At 71.9% G+C, this 17,272-nt stretch carries 13 protein-coding genes, 3 pseudogenes and 1 riboswitch; of the genes and pseudogenes, 6 read left to right on the plus strand and 10 right to left on the minus strand.

Going from position 1 to position 17,272, the window contains the following annotated elements; genetic code table 11:
* Window positions 1–95 precede the first annotated feature (95 nt).
* Together OG285_RS03585 and OG285_RS03590 are read left to right on the plus strand one after the other, a co-directional pair.
* Window positions 96–1,062 (plus strand): annotated as a pseudogene (locus tag OG285_RS03585) (phosphatase PAP2 family protein).
* The gene (locus OG285_RS03590) at window positions 1,059–2,129 is read left to right on the plus strand and encodes a DMT family transporter (RefSeq protein WP_371790139.1); all 1,071 of its coding nucleotides are present in this window, start codon (window positions 1,059–1,061) and stop codon (window positions 2,127–2,129) included. The pseudogene OG285_RS03585 and the gene OG285_RS03590 overlap by 4 nt, the downstream one beginning before the upstream one ends.
* Here OG285_RS03590 and OG285_RS03595 read toward each other — a convergent pair.
* The gene (locus tag OG285_RS03595; protein WP_371790140.1) at window positions 2,011–4,230 is read right to left on the minus strand and encodes an alpha-galactosidase; all 2,220 of its coding nucleotides are present in this window, start codon (window positions 4,228–4,230) and stop codon (window positions 2,011–2,013) included. The two genes, OG285_RS03590 and OG285_RS03595, sit on opposite strands and share 119 nt — an antisense overlap.
* Window positions 4,231–4,370: 140 nt before the next feature.
* Window positions 4,371–5,261: pseudogene (locus tag OG285_RS03600) on the minus strand (chitinase); the annotation flags it as partial.
* A 547-nt stretch (window positions 5,262–5,808) separates the two neighbouring features.
* Here OG285_RS03600 and OG285_RS03605 point away from each other — a divergent pair.
* Entirely contained in the window at window positions 5,809–6,894 is a 1,086-nt protein-coding gene (locus OG285_RS03605; RefSeq protein WP_371790141.1) for a hypothetical protein, read from the plus strand.
* Here OG285_RS03605 and OG285_RS03610 read toward each other — a convergent pair.
* From OG285_RS03610 to OG285_RS03635, 6 genes are all read right to left on the minus strand, one after another.
* Window positions 6,888–8,390 (minus strand): cytochrome P450, encoded by a 1,503-nt coding sequence (locus OG285_RS03610; protein ID WP_371790142.1) that lies wholly within the window; start codon window positions 8,388–8,390, stop codon window positions 6,888–6,890. The two genes, OG285_RS03605 and OG285_RS03610, sit on opposite strands and share 7 nt — an antisense overlap.
* A gap of 67 nt (window positions 8,391–8,457) precedes the next feature.
* Window positions 8,458–9,081 carry an ATP/GTP-binding protein gene (locus OG285_RS03615; protein ID WP_356834404.1) on the minus strand — a complete coding sequence of 208 codons (624 nt, stop codon included), beginning with the start codon at window positions 9,079–9,081 and terminating at the stop codon, window positions 8,458–8,460.
* Window positions 9,062–9,436: a DUF742 domain-containing protein gene (locus OG285_RS03620; protein WP_356834406.1), complete on the minus strand. Its 375-nt coding sequence runs from the start codon at window positions 9,434–9,436 to the stop codon at window positions 9,062–9,064. Before OG285_RS03620 ends, OG285_RS03615 begins: the two co-directional genes overlap by 20 nt.
* Window positions 9,433–9,840, minus strand: coding sequence for a roadblock/LC7 domain-containing protein (locus OG285_RS03625; protein ID WP_266851262.1), 408 nt, complete (start codon window positions 9,838–9,840; stop codon window positions 9,433–9,435). The genes OG285_RS03620 and OG285_RS03625 overlap by 4 nt, the downstream gene beginning before the upstream one ends.
* Entirely contained in the window at window positions 9,837–11,423 is a 1,587-nt protein-coding gene (locus OG285_RS03630; protein ID WP_356834408.1) for an ATP-binding protein, read from the minus strand. The genes OG285_RS03625 and OG285_RS03630 overlap by 4 nt, the downstream gene beginning before the upstream one ends.
* A gap of 259 nt (window positions 11,424–11,682) precedes the next feature.
* Window positions 11,683–14,316 carry an AAA family ATPase gene (locus OG285_RS03635; RefSeq protein ID WP_371790143.1) on the minus strand — a complete coding sequence of 878 codons (2,634 nt, stop codon included), beginning with the start codon at window positions 14,314–14,316 and terminating at the stop codon, window positions 11,683–11,685.
* Window positions 14,317–14,663: 347 nt separating this feature from the next.
* Between OG285_RS03635 and OG285_RS03640 the strand changes: the two genes are divergently transcribed.
* A complete protein-coding gene (locus OG285_RS03640) occupies window positions 14,664–15,437 on the plus strand; it encodes a DUF2127 domain-containing protein (RefSeq protein WP_371790144.1) in 774 nt (257 codons plus the stop codon).
* Here OG285_RS03640 and OG285_RS03645 read toward each other — a convergent pair.
* Window positions 15,427–16,050, minus strand: coding sequence for a histidine phosphatase family protein (locus OG285_RS03645; RefSeq protein WP_356834415.1), 624 nt, complete (start codon window positions 16,048–16,050; stop codon window positions 15,427–15,429). The genes OG285_RS03640 and OG285_RS03645 overlap by 11 nt on opposite strands.
* Between OG285_RS03645 and OG285_RS03650 the strand changes: the two genes are divergently transcribed.
* Window positions 16,049–16,192, plus strand: coding sequence for a hypothetical protein (locus OG285_RS03650; protein WP_356834417.1), 144 nt, complete (start codon window positions 16,049–16,051; stop codon window positions 16,190–16,192). The two genes, OG285_RS03645 and OG285_RS03650, sit on opposite strands and share 2 nt — an antisense overlap.
* A gap of 208 nt (window positions 16,193–16,400) precedes the next feature.
* On the opposite strand, the pseudogene OG285_RS03655 reads toward OG285_RS03650, so the two are convergent.
* A pseudogene (locus tag OG285_RS03655) lies at window positions 16,401–16,663 on the minus strand (histidine phosphatase family protein); the annotation flags it as partial.
* 214 nt (window positions 16,664–16,877) lie between these two features.
* A riboswitch (adenosylcobalamin (AdoCbl) riboswitch) is annotated at window positions 16,878–17,022 on the plus strand.
* Between the two features lie 3 nt (window positions 17,023–17,025).
* Here OG285_RS03655 and OG285_RS03660 point away from each other — a divergent pair.
* A complete protein-coding gene (locus OG285_RS03660; protein WP_356834420.1) occupies window positions 17,026–17,250 on the plus strand; it encodes a CbtB-domain containing protein in 225 nt (74 codons plus the stop codon).
* Window positions 17,251–17,272 lie beyond the last annotated feature (22 nt).

A 17,272-nucleotide genomic window follows, 5' to 3' on the forward strand; every position in this document is an offset into this window, starting at 1 on the left:
CGTATCGGTACACTGTCGTTTCGATGAGGTGCGATCCGGAACTTCCCGGACTCCGCCTCGGACATCCTGTTACGCAATGCAAAGGGGCCGGGGTGATGAGTGCCCTCACCGAGCCAGTCGAACGGGAGCCGGACACCACAGCCCGGCCCCCTCTCGTCCGTGAGCTCCTGCTGGTCGTCGGTCTCTTCCTCGTCTACAAGCTGGGCCGCCAGGTGGCGAGCGGCCACGTGGGCGAGGCGTTCCACAACGCGGACCGCGTTGTTCCACAACGCGGACCGCGTCTGGCACGCCGAGCGCGCGGTACACCTTCCCGGCGAGGGCTCGGTGCAGCGGGCACTGCTGCACAGCGATTCGCTGATACACATCGCGAATACGTACTACGCGGCCGTGCATTTTCCGGCGATGATCCTCTTCCTGGCCTGGCTGTACTGGCGCCGTCCGCGCCACTACGTGTGGGTGCGCCGGGTCCTCACCGCGTTGACCGGCGCCGCGCTGGTCCTGCATCTGCTCGTTCCGCTGGCGCCACCGCGGATGCTGGCCGAGGCCCACCTGGTCGACACCGGGCAGGTCTACGGACCGACCGTCTACGGCTCCGCACCCGCGACCGACTCGGTGGCCAACCAGTACGCGGCGATGCCCTCGCTGCACTTCGGCTGGGCGCTGATGATCGCGATCGGCCTGATCGCCGCCACCCGGTCCCGCGCACGCTGGCTGTGGTTGCTGCACCCGCTGGTCACCCTGCTGGTCATAGTCGGCACCGCGAACCACTACTGGCTCGACTCGATCGTCGCCACGGCGCTGCTCGCCGTCGCGCTGGCCTTCATCCGGCTGCCCGGCGCGAAGGCCGCGACCGACACACCGGCGCCCGGCACCCCCAGCACCGTCACACCCAGCACCGTCACGCCCGGTCCCACCGTGCCCGGCACCGCCGCATCCGGTCCCGCCACCCCTGCCGCCGTCGTACCCGCGCCCGCCGCGCCCCGCGGCCCCGGGCCGGGCACCGGCCCCGAGCCGTACTCCGAGCCCGCCCGCGCCCTCACCGCCCCAGGAGTGTGCCCATGAACGCCACTCTGGCCGCCGTCGTCCTCTCGCTCCTTTCCGCCGTCGGCTATGCCACGGCCGCGGTCGCACAGGAGCGACTCGCCTCCCGTACCCGGCCGGGCTCCGGGGTGCTTCGGCTGCTCGGCCACGGTGCCTGGTGGTGGGCGGTCGGCCTCAACGCGGCAGGGGCCCTCCTGCACGTCGCTGCGCTGAAATACGGGTCGCTCACGCTCGTACAGCCGCTCGGCGCGCTCACCCTGGTCGCGGCCGTCCCGCTCGGCGCCCGCCTCGCCGGGCGCCGGGTCGCCCGTACCGAGTGGCGCGGCACCGTCCTCACGCTCCTCGGTCTGGCCGCCCTGCTGCTGGCCGCCGGAGGCACGCCCCCGCACGAAACGCTCTCGCTGCCCGAGGCGCTGGGTATCGCGGCGGTGGCGCTCGTCCTGGTCACCACGCTCGTCCGGCGCGCGGGCAGGCCAGGCGCACGCCCCGGCCTGCGGTTCGCCGCCGCGTCGGGGCTCGTCTCGGGCGTCGCGTCGGCGCTCACCCAGACCGTCACGGTCTCGGTCACCGACCACACCCACGGCCCGGCGATCAGCTGGCGGACGGCCGTCCTTGCCCTGCTCGTCGCGGCCTTCGCGGTGGGCGGGCTGCTGCTCTCGCAGACCGCGTACCGGGGCGGCCTCGGCGCCCCGCTCGCCATGGTCACCCTCGCCAACCCCGTCGCCGCGTCGGTGATCGGCCTGGCGCTGCTGGGCGAACGCCTCCAGGGCGGGGCCGTCGGGGTGCTGCTCGCCGTCGTGGGGGCGGCAGCCGCCGCCCGGGGAGTGGTCCTCCTCACCCGGGCGACCGCGACGACGACGCCCGCGTCTCATCCGCCGGCCGCACCGCCGTCACCCGCCGCCCCCGGGCCGCCGGCCCTCCAGAGGCCACCCGCGATGCCCGAGCTGCCGACCACGCCGCCGGCCACCGTCACGCCCCGGCCGCAGACCCCGCCCCTGTCGTCCGCTCCTCCCGCGCCACCCTCCGTACCTCGATCAGCAGCGCCTGCCCCGGATCGAGCACCGGCATCGGCACCCCTGCTCCACTGAGCACCGCCCCGGGCAGCGCCACCCACCCGGCAAGGGCGGCCGTGACCCAGGCGGGCGCCACCACCTCGCGGAACGAGGGCAGCCCGGCCTCGGTCCTGACGCGGACCCGGTAGCTCCCCGTACGGTCCAGGCCGGGCAGCGCGGTACGGCCCGGCTGGGCCTCCGGCGTACTGGCCAGCTGCGCCCAGCAGTACACGGCGGCGCTCGCGTCAGGGGCCACCACCCCGTGCAGCAGCGCGGCGTCACCGCCGAGATCGGCGCGGACCACCCGTCCGCCGTGCAGCAGCGGCCGCAGCTCCTTGTAGAGCGCGCCCCAGGCCCTCAGCTCCGCCAGCTCGTCCGGTGAGCAGGCGCCGAGGTCGCGCTCGATCCCGGCATGTGCGAACAGCGCGGTGAGCAGCCGGAAGGAGCTGCCGGTGATCCGCCCGGTGGTGTGGCTGCGGGCCTCGCCGACGTGCGCGCCGATCAGCTCGGGCGGCAGCAGCTGCCCGGTCCAGCGCTGGATGGCCTGGCGCTCGACGGGGTCGTTGCAGTCCGAAGCCCACACCCGGTCCGTCCGGGCCAGCACCCCCAGGTCGACGCGGGCACCGCCGCTGGAGCAGCTCTCGATCTCCAGTCCGGGGTGCCGTTCCCTGAGCGTGTCGAGCAGCCGGTACAGCGCCTCGGTCTGGGCGTGCACGCCCGGCCGGTCGCGGCCGTCCGCCGCGCGTCGGACCGCCTCGTGCAGGTCCCGGTTGTGGTCCCACTTCAGATAGTCGACGGAGTACCGCGTGATGATCGCGTCGAGCGACTCCAGCAGATACGACCACGCCTCCGGGTGCCCGATGTCGAGCGGGTACTGATGGCGGGAGGCGGGGCCGAGTCCGGCGCTCGGCCCGAGGATCCAACCGGGGTGGGCGCGGGCCAGCTCCGAATCGAGGTTGACCATCTCCGGCTCGACCCAGAGCCCGAACTGCATCCCGTGCGCGTGCACCCGGTCGGCGAGCGGGGCCAGCCCGTCCGGCCACACCGACGGGTCCACGGCCCAGTCCCCGAGTCCGGCGGTGTCGTCCCGGCGGCCCAGGAACCAGCCGTCGTCCAGCACGAACCGCTCCACTCCGATACCGGCGGCCGTGTCGGCGAGAGCGGCAAGACGCTCGGGCCGGTGGTCGAAGTACACGGCCTCCCAGCTGTTCAGGGTCAGCGGGCGCGGTGTCACCGGATGCGAGGGACGGGCCCTGAGCAGCGCGTGGAAGCGGTCGGCCAGGCCGTCGAGCCCGGCGCCTGACCAGCTGAACCAGCAGACCGGCGAGGTGTACGTCTCCCCCGGCGCGAGGCGTATCTCACCGGGCGCGAGCAGTTCGCCGCCGCCGAGCACGGCGGCGTGCGCCCCGGCGCCCTCGGGCAGCCGCTCGGCCAGCCAGCGCTGATTTCCGCTCCAGCCGATGTGGACCCCCCAGACCTCGCCGGTGCGGAATCCGAAGCCCGGCACCCCGGCCGTGAGGAGGTACGGGGCGTCCTGGCCGGTCCTCCCCCGGCGCTGCTCCCGGACGTGGCTGCCATGGCCGAGCGGCCTGCGCTGCGGGGACCGTTCGCGGCACCACCGGCCGGTGAAGTCGAGGATCTCCGAGGCCCTGCGGGGCAGCGGCAGCAGGGTGGTGACCCCGCCGAGGTCGTACGGAACGGGTTCCGCGTCCGGGCGCCGGGCGACCGTGGTCCGTACCGCGAGCACCCCGGAGGGGTCCAGCCGGTAGGCGAGAGTGAGATCGAGGCCCGCCCCGTCCTCGGCGAGGCGGACGACCAGTCCGCCGTCGCTCTCCTCGGCAGCGACGAGGCGGGGCTTCGGCGTGGTGGCGGCGCCTGCCAGGTGCCCCTGGTGGGCGGGGGTGCCGGACCAGCCGTCTGCCTCGGTGGGCCAGACGGTGAACTGCCGTGGTGTGTCAAGGGCGTTGTGGAGTACGGCGCCGTCGGCGGTGAGCGCGAGCGCGGCGCACTCCTCGTCCGTGAGGTCGCCCAGGTCCTCACCCCAGTGCAGGATCCGGGGCAGCGGGGCGGACAGCTCGACGACCAGGCCGACACCGGCTGCGCGCAGTTGGACGGTCCTGGAGGCGGTGCGGGTCATACGGGGCGTCCTCTCTGCCGTCCCGGGTCCGTCCCGGGAAGGTCATCGGTGCCCCGGCCCGGGTCCGCGTACGCGTCGGCGCACCGCCCGGGTGCCGCGACGGGGACACCCGGGCGGTCCCTCCGTGTCCCGCCCTGCCCTCAGCCCTGGTACCGCGCGAGGATCTTGCTGAACTGCCACGGGTCCTGGGAGACGCCCGAGCAGGTGTCGTCGTTGGGGTAGCTGCCGGGGCAGGGGCGGTCGCGGTTCACCGACCAGAACGTCAGCCGGGCCAGGTGGTGCTCCGACGCGTAGTCGGTGATCGCCTGGAAGTCCGCCGTGGTGACGGTCTCCTGGTCGTCGGTGACGCCGTTCATCGAGGAGATCCCGCTGTGCCGGTAGGCCTCGTCGTCGCTGTACCCGTAGGCGCTCTTGACGGAGTTCGCCAGGCCGTCGGCGGCCTGCTCGGTCAGGTCGGCCATGTTCTTCCCGGCCCCGCCGAAGTCGAACGGCATGATCGTCCAGCCGTCCACCGTGAGCCCCGAGTCGGCCGCGCGCCGGATCATGCTGTCGTCGGGGCCGCTCTGGTCACTGGGGAAGGTGACATAGGTGACCAGGCCGGGGTTGTCCGCCTTCACCTTCTTGAGCGCGTCGACGGTCTTCTGCTGGGTGTCCGCGCTGTTGTACGCGTCGCCCTCGATGTCGATGTCGATGGCCTTGAGGCCGTAGGCGTCGATCACCTTCTGGTACGCGCCGGCGAGTGCGTCCGCGTCCGCGCAGGACTCCTCCAGCTTGTTGCCGCTGGCGCCGCCGAACGAAGGCACCACATCGCCGCCGCCCTGCCGTACGGCGTCCACGGTCTGCTGGTCGACCCCGCCGGTGAGCGGCCGGGAGCCGTCCCACTCGGGGTCGCAGCCGCCGTTGCTGAGTACGAACGCGAGGGTGAACCAGCGCACGCCGGTGGCCTGTTGAACTTCGGTGGGGTCCGGCGGGCTACCCCATCCGTTGTAGAGGTACGGGGCCACTGCCTGCGGCGCGGCGGCCGGAGCGGGGGCCGCCGCCTGCGCGCTGAAAGCGGTACCGGCTGCGACAGCCGTCACCGCGACAGCGAGGGAGAGCGGACGGACACGCCGGCGCAGTGGCCTGACGCCGTGCCGGGAGGGGTGGCTCATAGGGAGCCTTCCTTGATGTGGGGCTGGATGTGGGGGGAAAGGGCCGCGTCCCAGCGGGGGTTCGGGTGACACGCGCCTGTCGGAGCACGGACAGCGGCGACCCCTCGTTCCGGTCCAGACTTTGGTGCAGGGCCAGAGTCAACCCGCGAAGAATCCCCGCGTCAACCACCGTGAAACCAGGTGGATATGACTGCGGCAAGGCCTCGATCGGACCGCCCGGCCGAGCGGCCGGTCACGGTCCGACCAAGGCCCGGTGCGCAACAGGTCACAGACCATCGACCGCGCAACACACCTGCGCTAGATTCGAATCAAGACAATAATTGATCAATTGAGGTCACCCGTCTGATAGTTGTATGGTAAACAACGATCGGGCGTGGGCGTATACGCTCCAGCGCATCGTCAGGCATTCCGCACTTGGAGGCTGATCATGACCATCGCCCCGCACCAACGGCTGGTTCAGCAGCTCCCAGCAGCGCCTTTCTACTGCCCGGTGCCGCCCGACACGCACCCCGAGGCCGCCTCACTGAATGAGGCGACCGTACGGTGGATGCTGGAGCAGGACCTGGACACCGATGAACAGCAGCGGCGCCGTCTCACCCTCTGCGACTTCGGTGGCCTCACCGCCTCGACCATGCCGTACGGACGGATCGAGCCACTGACCCTGATGGCCCGGTTGCACGCCGTGCTGTTCTCGCTCGACGACGGACTGTGCGACGAGTCGTACGCCACGGCCGGCCTGCTCGCCCAGGAGACCGGCCGCATCATGCGCGCGGTCGAGGCTCCGTACGCGGTCCCCTCGTCCGGTGAGTCCGCGCGCACGGCCGCGCTGCGGTCCATCCGGCTCGACCTCGGCAGGCACGCGACGCCGGTCCAGCTGCGGCGCTGGACCGAGGCCATGCGTGTCTACACCTCCGGGCTCGTCTGGGAGGCGTCCTGGCGCACCAGTACCGGCCTCCCCTCGCTGGACGACTACGTCACCCTCTGGATGCGGGCCATAGGCATGGCTCCCTCCACCGCGATGATCGAGATCACCGGCGGCCTGACGCTCACCGACGAGGAACTGGACGAGCCCCGCATACGCGCACTGACCGAGATCGCCTGGACGCTGGTCAGCTGGGACAACGACCTCTACTCCCGCAACAAGGAACTCCTGCGGGCCGACGACGATCTGAACCTGATCGACGTACTGGCCCAGGAGTACGGCATCGACGCGCTCCGCGCCCAGCAGGAGGCCGTGGTGATGCGCGACCGGGTGATGGTCCTCTTCATGCGGCTGCGGGAGCGGGCGCTGCGCGATGCCGGGCCCCAACTTGCGCAGTACGTCGATGGGTTGGGCCAGTTCGTGCGCGGCCACCTGGACTGGGCCTCGGTCTGCCCCCGGTACACCGTGCCGGGCGCCCCGTCCAGCGGGCCCGACGGCTGGTGGAAGCGGCTCCCGGCCGTGGTGGACCAGGACCCGCTCCCCCTGCCGTCCGTCTCCTGGTGGTGGAAGCAGCTGGACGACGGTCAGTAGCCGCGCCACCAGCTGGTCAGCGCCCGCCACAGCCGCTTCGGTGCCGTGCCGCGCTGGGCCGGTACCGTCGCTGCGGGCGCCGGCGTCCCTGTGGCCGGTGCCTCGGCCGGTGGTGCCGGCCGCGGTACGGCCGGTGCCTCGGGCGGCGCGTGCGAGGTGACCTCCCAGTCGGTGCGGGCAGGCGGCATCGCCGCGGGGGACGGCGCCACCATGATGTCCTGCGGCGGGCGCGGCGCGAACGTCACCGGCAGCCGGTCCAGATGACGGGACATCAGCGAACCGGTCCAGCTCAGCTCGTGCTCACCCATCGCCAGTTCCACATCGGGCAGCCGCATCAGCAGCGCGTCGACCCCGACGTCGGCGATGGCGCGTCCGATGTCCTGCCCGGGACACTCGTGCGCACCGCCGCTGAAGGCGAGATGGGCCCGGTTGCCCTGCATGGAGGCGCTCGGGTCGGGGCGGACGACCGGGTCGATGTTGGCGGCGGCGATCCCGACGACCAGGGCGTCACCCGCCTTGATCCGCTGCCCGCCGAGCTCCGTGTCACCGACCGCCCAGCGGCCGAAGATCGTGGTGAAGGGCGGTTCGTCCCAGAGGGTCTGCTCGACCGCCTCGGGCACCGTCATGTGGCCGCCGCTCAGCTGGGCCCGGAAGCGCGGGTCGGTGAGGACCATGCGCAGCACGTTGGCGATCAGGTTGGCGGTGGTCTCGTAGGCGGCGATGAGCACCAGCCGCATGTGCTGGCCCACCTCGTCGTCGCTGAGCCCTGCGGGGTGCGTGATCAGCCGGCTCGCGAAGTCCTCCCGCGGTGCGGATCTGCGCTGCGCGACCAGCCGGTTGAGCGCGGCCATCACATAGGCGTTGCTCACGATGGCGGTCTCGGTGCCCTTGATCATGTCGCGGGCGGCCTGCACCAGTTGTTCGCTGTACTCCTCGGGCATACCGAGGATCTGGCACATCACCATCATCGGCAGGTGTTCGGCGAACCGGCTGACGAGATCGGCCTTGCCGTCCTGGCAGAAGTCGTTGACCAGCCGGTTGCTGTAGCGGTTGATGAAGCGGCGGGTGCTGCGGGTGTCGATGTGCGCCATCGCGTCGGTGACCGCGCCGCGCAGCCGCTCGTGTTCGGCACCGTCGGCGAAGACGCAGATCGGCTGCCAGGTGAAGACCGGTGCGAGGGGGTGGTCGGGGGCCGCCGTGCCGTCCTGGAGGGCGCGCCAGCGGCGTGAGTCACGCGAGAAGAGCGAGGGCGTACGGGTCATGTACAGGTTCTCGCTGTGGCCGAGCACCAGCCAGGCGGGGACGTCGCCGTGCAGCAGTACGGGTGCCACCGGGCCGTGTTCGGCGCGCAGCTTCTCGTACAGGCCCATCGGGTCCTGCTCTGCCTCGGTCCCGTACAGCCGCCGCAGCCCGCCGGGCCCGAGCCCGTGGGCCGGGCACTGCGGCGGCGGGACTGCCGCGCCGGTGCCGGGCTGGTGGTCGAAGGGGGTTGTCACGGTCACTCCAATACGTACGGACGGGACGGTACGAAAGGTCTCAGCACGTCACGAGAGGTCCAGGACGTCACGAGGTCTGGGCACGTCGCATGGCGAGGGAGTGCAGATAGCGCATGAGGGCCATCAGGGTGTCGCGGCTGGAGGCGCGCTGCCGCGCGTCGCAGTCCACGATCGGGATCTCGTCGGGCAGGTCGAGCGCGGCCCGCAGCGCCTCCAGCCGGTGGCGGGGCGCGTCGGGGAAGGTGTTGATGGCGACGATGAACGGCACGCCGCGCTCCTCCAGCCTGCCGATCACGTCGAAGCTGACCTCCAGCCGGCGGGTGTCGACCAGCACGACGGCGCCGAGCGCGCCCTCGAAGAGGCCGTTCCACAGGAACCAGAAGCGTTCCTGGCCGGGGGTGCCGAAGAGGTACAGCACGAGTTGTTCGCTGATGCTGATGCGGCCGAAGTCCATCGCCACTGTGGTGGCGGTCTTGCTCTCCACACCGGAGTTGTCGTCGACTCCGACCCCGGCCTGGGTCATCGTCTCCTCGGTGGTCAGCGGGCGGATCTCGCTCACCGAACGCACCATCGTCGTCTTGCCGACCCCGAACCCGCCCACGATCACGATCTTGACCGCGGCCGTGGCCGTGTCGGGCAGTACGTCTTCCCTCCTGGGGCCTGCGATCGTGTCAGAGCTTCTGGAGTCCATGCATCACCGCTTCGAGAAGGGCCCTGTCCGGCAGCGCGGCGCGGATGATGGGCGCGCGCGACTCGACGAGTTCGGCCGTGAGGAGATCGGTCAGCAGCGCGGTCACCACGCTGAACGGCAGGCGCAGGTAGGCGGAGATCTCGGCCACGGACAACGGCGACTTGCACAGCCGTACGATCGCGGCCTGTTCCGGCTGGACGGTCGGGGACGGCTCGGCCCGGGACACCACGATGGTGACCAGGTCGAGCGCGGCCCGTTCGCCGCCGTCCGGCCCGCCGGTGATCACATAGAGACGTTCCGGGTCCCCCGAGTCCGGCTCCGCCCTGCGGCGTTCTCTGCGGGGTGGCGAATTCATCCGGCCTTCCCGTCGTGCCGCGGCGGGCTGGCCAGGTGGGCGCCGATCCGTACCACCATGTCGCGCATCTGCGCGCCGACCAGGCCGGCTTCGACCCGTTCGTCGGTGAGGACCGCGAGGTACGAGCCGGTGCCCGCGGCCATCAGATAGAAGAACCCGCCGGTGATCTCGATGACGACGAGGCGCATCCTGCCGTCGCTGTCCGGGATCTCGGTGGCGACCGCGGCCGCCAGGCTCTGGAGTCCGGCACAGGCCGCGGCGAGCCGGTCCGCGCCGTCCGGGTCGCCGCCGTGGCGGGCGATCCGCAGACCGTCCGCGGAGAGCACCACGATCTGCTGGATACCGGGGACCCCGTCGGCCAGCTCCTTGAGCATCCAGTCCATGCTGCCCAGTTGCTGAATCACGCCAGGTCCCCCTTATCCCACGGATCGCCGGACTCTCCGACGGCCGACGGCTCCTGCGGCACTCCGTTGGCCGCCTTGGTGAAGGCCTCCAGCCAGATTCCCGGCTGGGGCTCCTCCTTCTCCGGTTGCTGCTTGCCCTCGGGTGCCCGAGGCGTGTACGGGTCGGGCTCGGGGGCCGGGGCGGGCACCGGCGCCGCGGCCGGCTCGGAGCCGAAGGAAGAACGAAGGCGGCTGCGTCGCTGCGGCAGCCCGTTCGGGGTCCACTCGGTCACCACCGGTACGTCGTCCTCCATCGACAGCGCCGCCGGGGCGGGCCGCTTCGGCGCGGTGGCCTTGCGCGGCGCCCTGGAGGGGACGCGGTCGGCGAACGCGCCGATGTCCGTGTCCGCTCCGGTACGGGGCTGCCCGGCCGCGCCGATTCCGTGAGCGATCCCGGGGGCGGGCCCGGTGGTGATCATCTCGCGGGGCACGATCAGCACCGCCCGGACGCCGCCGTAGGCCGACTGACGCAGCGCGACCTTGAGGTTGTACATCTGGCTCAGCCGGCCGACGACGGCCATGCCGAGCCGGGGCGACTCGCCCAGGTGGTTCAGGTCGGCTCCGGCCTGCGCCTTGATCAGCATGCCCTCGGCCCGCTTGCGGGCCTCCTCGCTGAGACTGACACCGCCGTCCTCGATCTCGACCGCGATCCCGGTCTGCACCTCGACCGCGGTGACGTGGACGCGGGTCTGCGGCGGCGAGTAGCGGGTCGCGTTGTCGAGGAGTTCGGCCACGGCGTGGATCAGTGGCTCGACGGCCGGGCCCACGATGGCGACCTTGGCGATGGAGTGCAGATCGACCCGCGGGTACTCCAGGATGCGGGACATCGCGCCGCGCAACACGCTGAACAGCGGTACGGGCTTGGGCCACTGGCGTCCCGGCCGGGCGCCGCCGAGCACGGAGATGCTGTCGGCGAGACGCCCGATGAGCGCGTTGCCGTGGTCGAGCCGGAGCAGGTCGTCGAAGACCTCCGGCTGACGGCCGTGGGCCTCCTCCATCTCCCGCAGTTCCGCGGCCTGCTGGTGGACGATGGCCTGGACGCGGCGGGCGATGCCGACGAACGCGAACTGCGCGCCCTCACGCTGCGACTCCTCGTCGTCGACGATCTTCAGCAGCGAAGCGAGGATCTCCCGCTGCGCGGAGGGGAGATCGCGGTACATCTCGCTGTTGTCGACGAGGATGCGCATGACCTCGGGGGGCGACTCACCGTGCTTGAGCCGGTGGATCGCGGCGGGCATCAGCTCCTTGGCGAGCCGTACGGTCTCCGCGTCGTGTGCGGCGAGCCGCTGCTCCAGGAACGCCAGCCGTTCGCCGTAGGCCCGGTGGAGCGTGCGGGTCGCGGACGCGCGGCGGACGAGTGCGGTGACGAGTACGGCGATGACGACAGTGGCCAGTGCCCCGGCCCAGACAAGGGGTATCCGGGCGGCCCGGTCCACCACGACCGCGCCGACGGCCGTGGCTGCCGACGTCGTGACGACGGAGAGCAGCAGCGCACGAACCAGTGGCGCTGTCCGATCGGTTGGAGGCGCCTCAACGCGAACCATGTGATCCCTCTGGCAGTTGACGGTGGGGAGAATCGAACTATCAAGACATGTGGGAACAAGTGCATGAATACATGTCATCTCAACTCACAATGAGCGAGCGTAGCCCGATCAGATCACCGCGGCGGCACATTCTCCCAACCCTGTGCGGTGGCGACTCCGGAGGAATAGACTCGCCGGTTTTACACGGTCAGCTCCCGCTCACACACAAGGAGTGACCGCACATGTGTCCCAACTACCCCCGAATGGGGACAGCTTGCTATCAGCCCAGGTAAAGGGCGCTCCTGGCCCGGTCGGCAAGGCCGTCGGCGCCGCAGGACTCGGCGAGCGCGAGCCCGCGCACGAGGTCGGGCTCGGAGCGGGCGGCAATACCGAACTCCACCCGGGCCTGCGCGTGTTCGTACGCGCAGGGCGACGCTTCGAGATAGGCGACGGCGCCACCGAGCAGCTCCACGGCGCGCCCGCCGTTCTCCAGGACGGCCGCGATCCGCAGTGACTCGCCGATGGCGGTGTCCGTCCCGTACCGCTCGGCCCGGTCACGGACATAGGTGACCAGCCGCGCCGCGCGGGCCGGGTCCTCGACGGCGAGGGCCCGTACCAGATCGCCCGCCCAGGGCGCCATCACGCTGTTGTGCCGGCCGCGCCCGCGCAACGCCTCTCCCGCGGCCTCCAGTTCGGCGACGGCCTCCTTGGTACGGCCGCACGCCAGCAGCAGCCTGCCGCGCACGGAAGGCGCGTCGGGAATGACGATCGTGGAGGGGTACGGGGCCGCGAAGCCGTACTGTTCCGCGGCCTCACTGGCGGCCTGGACATGGCCGCGGGCCAGCAGGGTGTCGATGAGCATGCAGGCGGCGTCCCAGTTCATCGGGAGGCCGTTGCCGACCCGCTGCGCGAGGCGCAGGCTCTCGCGCAGATAGGTCTCCGCCTCGGCCAGCCGGCCGCGCCTGCGCTGGAGATAGCCGACGAGCGCGTTGGCGAAGGAGAGGTGGCCGCCGCTCCAGCCGGACACCTCGAACGAGCGGAGTGCTTCCGAGAAGAGACTCTCGGCCCGGTCGAGCCGGTCGGCGAAGGCGTAGGAGAGGCCGAGCAGCGCGGCGGGCTCGAACCCCCAGGAGGTGCCGGTCCAGCCGATGCCCGGTGGCAGCCGTCCGTTGACCAGGGCCCGGTCGCAGATCTCCACGATCTCCTCGGCGCTCTCACCACGGGCGGTGCCGTCGAACGCGCGCAGTATGAGCAGGATCCGCTCGGAGTTGTCCCGGCCGCCCAGACCGTCGGTCATCGCGGCGAGGCGGCGGGAGCGGGCGGGGCCGTCGTCCTCGACCGCCTGGACACCCTCCCAGAGGAAGTGCGCGGTCTGGAGCCGCCGCCTCGCGCTGCCCGGCTCGGTCACCTCCGCCTCGGCTGCCACCACTTCGGCCGCCTCACGGGTCTGGTTGTTGTGGGTCAGCGCCTGGGCGAGCCGGAAGACCGCGTCCACCCGCAGGGCGCCGTCGAGCCCCGGCAGGGCGAGCGCCGCACGCAGATGGCCGACCGTGGTGGCCGGTGAGGTCAGCAGCGTGGCGCAGCCCAGCTCGTACAGGACACTGGCGCGCACGGTCGGCAGCGGAGGCTCGTCCAGCGCCCGCTCCAGACAGCGCCTGGCCGCGTCCGGCGCGCCCACCGCGAGGTGTTCGGCCGCCGCCTCCCGCAGTTGCGCGACCAGTTCGGGGTCGTCGTCGGGGTGGACCTGGAGCAGGTGCGCCGCGGCGGCTGCCGCGCCCCGGCCCGCCATGGTGACGGCCCAGGCGGCCCGGCCGTGCATCGCGGTACGGGTGGCGGCCGGCACGGCGCGGTAGACGGCGCCGGCGATCAGCGGGTGGACGAACTCCATCGGGTCGGTGCCGGTCAGGATGCGGGCCGCCCTCAGCCGCTCGGCGCAGTCGGCCGCCTCGGCCTCGCTCATGCCCGCCAGTTGCCCGGCCAGGCTCAGCGAGATACCGGTGCCCAGGATCCCGGCGGCCCAGGCGAAGCGGGTGGCTCCGGTGCCCAGTTCCTCCAGGCGGGCGATCAGCCCCGAGCCGCGGGCCGATGCTCCCAGCGCGCGCAGCGCTCCCGCCGAGTCCTCCACCGGGTCCAGCGCATCGTCCCGCACCCGGGCGAGGAGCTCGACGGTCTCGTACGCGTTACCACCGGTCACCGCCCAGACCTCACGGCAGAACGGGTCGTCGGCGTGCTCCCCGAGCGCGCTGCGGGAGAGCTGGGCGATGGCGTCGGGGGTGAGCGCCCGCAGCAGCACGCTCTTCTCGGCCGCGGCTTCCAGCAGGCGCAGATACTCCGCGGCGTCACCCACCGCCTCGCCGGTGCGGTAGGCGAGGACCACAAGCACCGGCGGCCCGCCGTCGCGCCCGGTGAAGGAGGCCAGCCAGGCGAGCGTCTCCAGATCGCACCACTGGGCGTCGTCCACGATGAAAACCAGCGGGCGGAACAGCCCGGCGAGCCGCACGGCCACGGCGTCCAGACCGTCGCGGACCCCCTGCGGGTCCGCCTGCTGGGCGCCGGGCGGGGCGACGCCGAGTGCGGGCCCGACGATGTCGTACCGGTCGCCCAGCAGATCGCGCGCGTCCCGGATCCCGGGCATCGTCAGCGCGGGCTGCAGGAGTTGGCGTACGACGTGGAAGGGTACGGAGGTGAGCGTCTCACCGCCACGTGCCGACCACACCGTGCAGCGCCCGGCCGCCTGGCTGCTGACCGTGTCGAGCAGTGCGGTCTTCCCCAGGCCCGCCTCACCGCTGTAGATGAGGAGACCCCCGGCGGACTCCCCCGCGCACAACGCCTCGACGGCGTGCGTGCCCACGGCGATCTCGCTGTCCCGCTCCAGCAGCGTCACGGCGGCCGGGCGTTCCTTCCGGGACCCCATCGTTCCTCCCCCTGCCTGAAAACGGATTTCGAGAATATCCCGGCAGGCCGGGGCCGCGGGGCGGTCCGGAAGGACCGGTTCACGAGTGGGCAGAAGTTCGCATGCCCGGCGGGCGTTGGCAGTAATCTTGTGAACCGGCCCTGCCTTAATCCTGTGAACCGCCCCTGCTTTCGGCTCGCCCGCTCGTCTCCCCCGTCTGTCGGTGCCCTGTCATCCGGCGCCTACGATGCCCTGCTACGGTCCGCGCTGGACCGGTGCGGCCGGCCACCGGTCTCCGCCAGGAACATCGAAGACCGGAACATGAGGGACCAGAACATCAAGAACCGAACGATCACGGGGAAGACAGCATGAAGATCGACTGGGACCGGCGCACCTGCGCACGGCGCGGGCACGTGACGTACGCCCCGCAGGAACCGGAACTGGCGGCGCGGCTGCGTGCCGAGACGGGACTCGGCGAGGCCTGGCGCTGCCTCCGCTGCGGGGACTTCGCTCTGGGGGATCCGCACGGGGCGGGTCCCGCGCGGGACGCCCCGCTGGTGCCGCGCGGCAGGGTGCTGCGCGATCTGTTCATCCTGCGCTTTCTCGCCGTGGAGCGGGCGGTGCGCGGCGTGTTCATCGTGCTGGCGGCCGTGGCCGTGTGGAAGTTCAGCAACAGCCAGGACGCGGTGCGCCGGCTCTTCGACGAGAATCTGGACGTGCTGCGTCCGGTGTTCCGTCACTTCCACTACGACCTGGACAACTCGCCGGTGGTCGGCACCATCCAGAAGACCTTCGGCTACAAGCACTCCACGCTGGTGCTCGTGGCCGCGCTGCTGGTCGTCTACGCGCTGATCGAGATCATCGAGGGTGTCGGGCTGTGGCGCGCGAAGCGCTGGGCCGAGTATCTCACCGTCATCGCCACCGCGGTGTTCCTGCCGCTGGAGGTCTACGAACTCACCGAGAAGGTCAGCTGGCTGAAGATCGCCACGCTGGCGATCAACATCCTGGCGGTGCTCTACATCCTGCTCGGCAAGCGCCTGTTCGGCCTGCGCGGCGGGCACGCGGCCTTCGAGGCCGAGCGGCAGAGCGCCTCGCTGCTGGAGGTCGAGACGACGGCCGGGACGGTGCCCGTCAGCCGCTGACGGGCTGCGGGACCTGGTTCCACACGGCGAGGGCGGGCCGGCCGTGCTCCGTGCCGATCCGGCTCACGGATGCGGTGTCCAGCCGGAAGAGCGCTCCGGCGGAGGGCGGCAGGCCGAGGCGGCGCGCGGTCAGCACCCGCAGGAAGTGGGCGTGCGCGACCAGGACGACGTCTCCGCCCTCGCCGTCGAGGTCGGCGTCGCGCAGCGCCACGTCGACCCGCTTCAGGACGCGGTCGGCGCGCTCACCGACCTGCTGCGGGGTCTCACCGGGGTGCTCGGGCGGCCCCTCGGCCACTCCGTCGGTCCACAGGTCCCAGTCGGGCCGGTCCCGGTGGATCTCCGCGCTGGTGATGCCCTCGTACGCCCCGTAGTCCCACTCGTGCAGGTCGGCGTCGGTGTGGGCGGGCACCAGCCCGGCCAGCTCGGCGGTCCGCCTGGCCCGGGTCAGCGTGCTGGTCAGGGTGAGCGCGATGCGCCGCTGGGCCAGCAGTGGTGCGACCTTGCGGGCCTGCTCCTCGCCGGACGCCGTCAGCGGCAGATCCGTCCAGCTGGTGTGTTTCCCGGTGCGGCTCCAGCTGGTCTCACCGTGCCGTACGAGAATCAGCTCTCCCATGACCGCCCTGCCCTTTCGCGTCTGTCACCTCGAAGCCGGTGTGATGCCGGTGCCGGGGGTGACGTCGGTGTTGATGTTGTACAAGGGCTTCAGCCTGTCACGACCAGCGAAGATTCCCGCAGAGCGGGCCCGCGGGCTGTGATGCTCGGCGCACTGCCCGCGGTACGCCCGGGTCCAGCTCCTCCGGTGCAGTCCGGCCCGGTCCGGTCCGGTGCTGTGCCGGTCCGGTGCTGTGCCAGTCCGGTGCTGTCCGGTCCGACGCTGTCCAGCCCGGTCGGCCAGTCCGGTGCTGTCCAGTCCGGTCGCGTGCCTCCCAGCGGAGCGCACCGGCTGCGGGCGCGCATCCCGGGTCACGGTTCCAGCGGCCGTCCGATGCGCAGGTTCCACCGTCCGGCCCTGCCGCTCAGCTCGGTCAGCGTCACGGTGCCGCGTCCAGCCGCCAGAGCACCTCGCCGGGGAGGGCCGGCACCTGCGGTACGGCGGCCCGCACCACGGCGGGACCGGCCACTGCCAGCCCCCGGCCGCCCCCGCCGGCCGGCCCTTCCAGCCAGGTGCCCGTCCGCTCGCGGAGCGCGTGCAGGGACTCACCACCGTGCGGCGCCGCGGCGGGATCCGCGGCCCCTCGCCGTCGAAGCGCGCTTCGCGCAGTGCGGCGCTGTGGGCAGGTGAGATCAACATCACGCGTACCGTCATCGCTGTCCCCGTCGCGGTGTCCGTCCGCTCGGCAGGGCAAGCGGATCACGTGAGTTGGGGGCGGCGGGCACGGGGTGTGACGGGCCGTCCGGCCGACCGGCACCGTAGCGGAGCCGGCCCGGCAAGCGGTACGGTCCACATGAACATGACGAGGGTGTGATGGAAGTCCGGTGGGAATCCGGCACGGTCGCGCCACTGTGAACCCGTTCTGCGGGAAGTCAGACCCAGCACCTTCGTCTCAGGCACCACGATCGGGACGCGTGTTCCCCAGGAGGTTCTGCCATGGCAAACTCCCTTGCCCCCACCCCGAGCGCCCCCGCCACTCCGGCGATCGCTCCTCTCTCCCTCAAGGCCATCGCCCCCTGGGCGGTCTTCTTCGGGATCCTCATGCTCATCCTGCTGTACTTCGTCGGCGCCGAACAGGGCGCCACCTCGCTCGTCTCCGGGACGGATGTGCACGAGTGGGTCCATGACGGGCGTCACCTTCTCGGCTTCCCCTGCCACTGACCGCTGACGTCCAGGGGACCTC

It is taken from the genome of Streptomyces sp. NBC_01471, assembly GCF_041438865.1.
Taxonomy (GTDB): Bacteria; Actinomycetota; Actinomycetes; order Streptomycetales; family Streptomycetaceae; genus Streptomyces.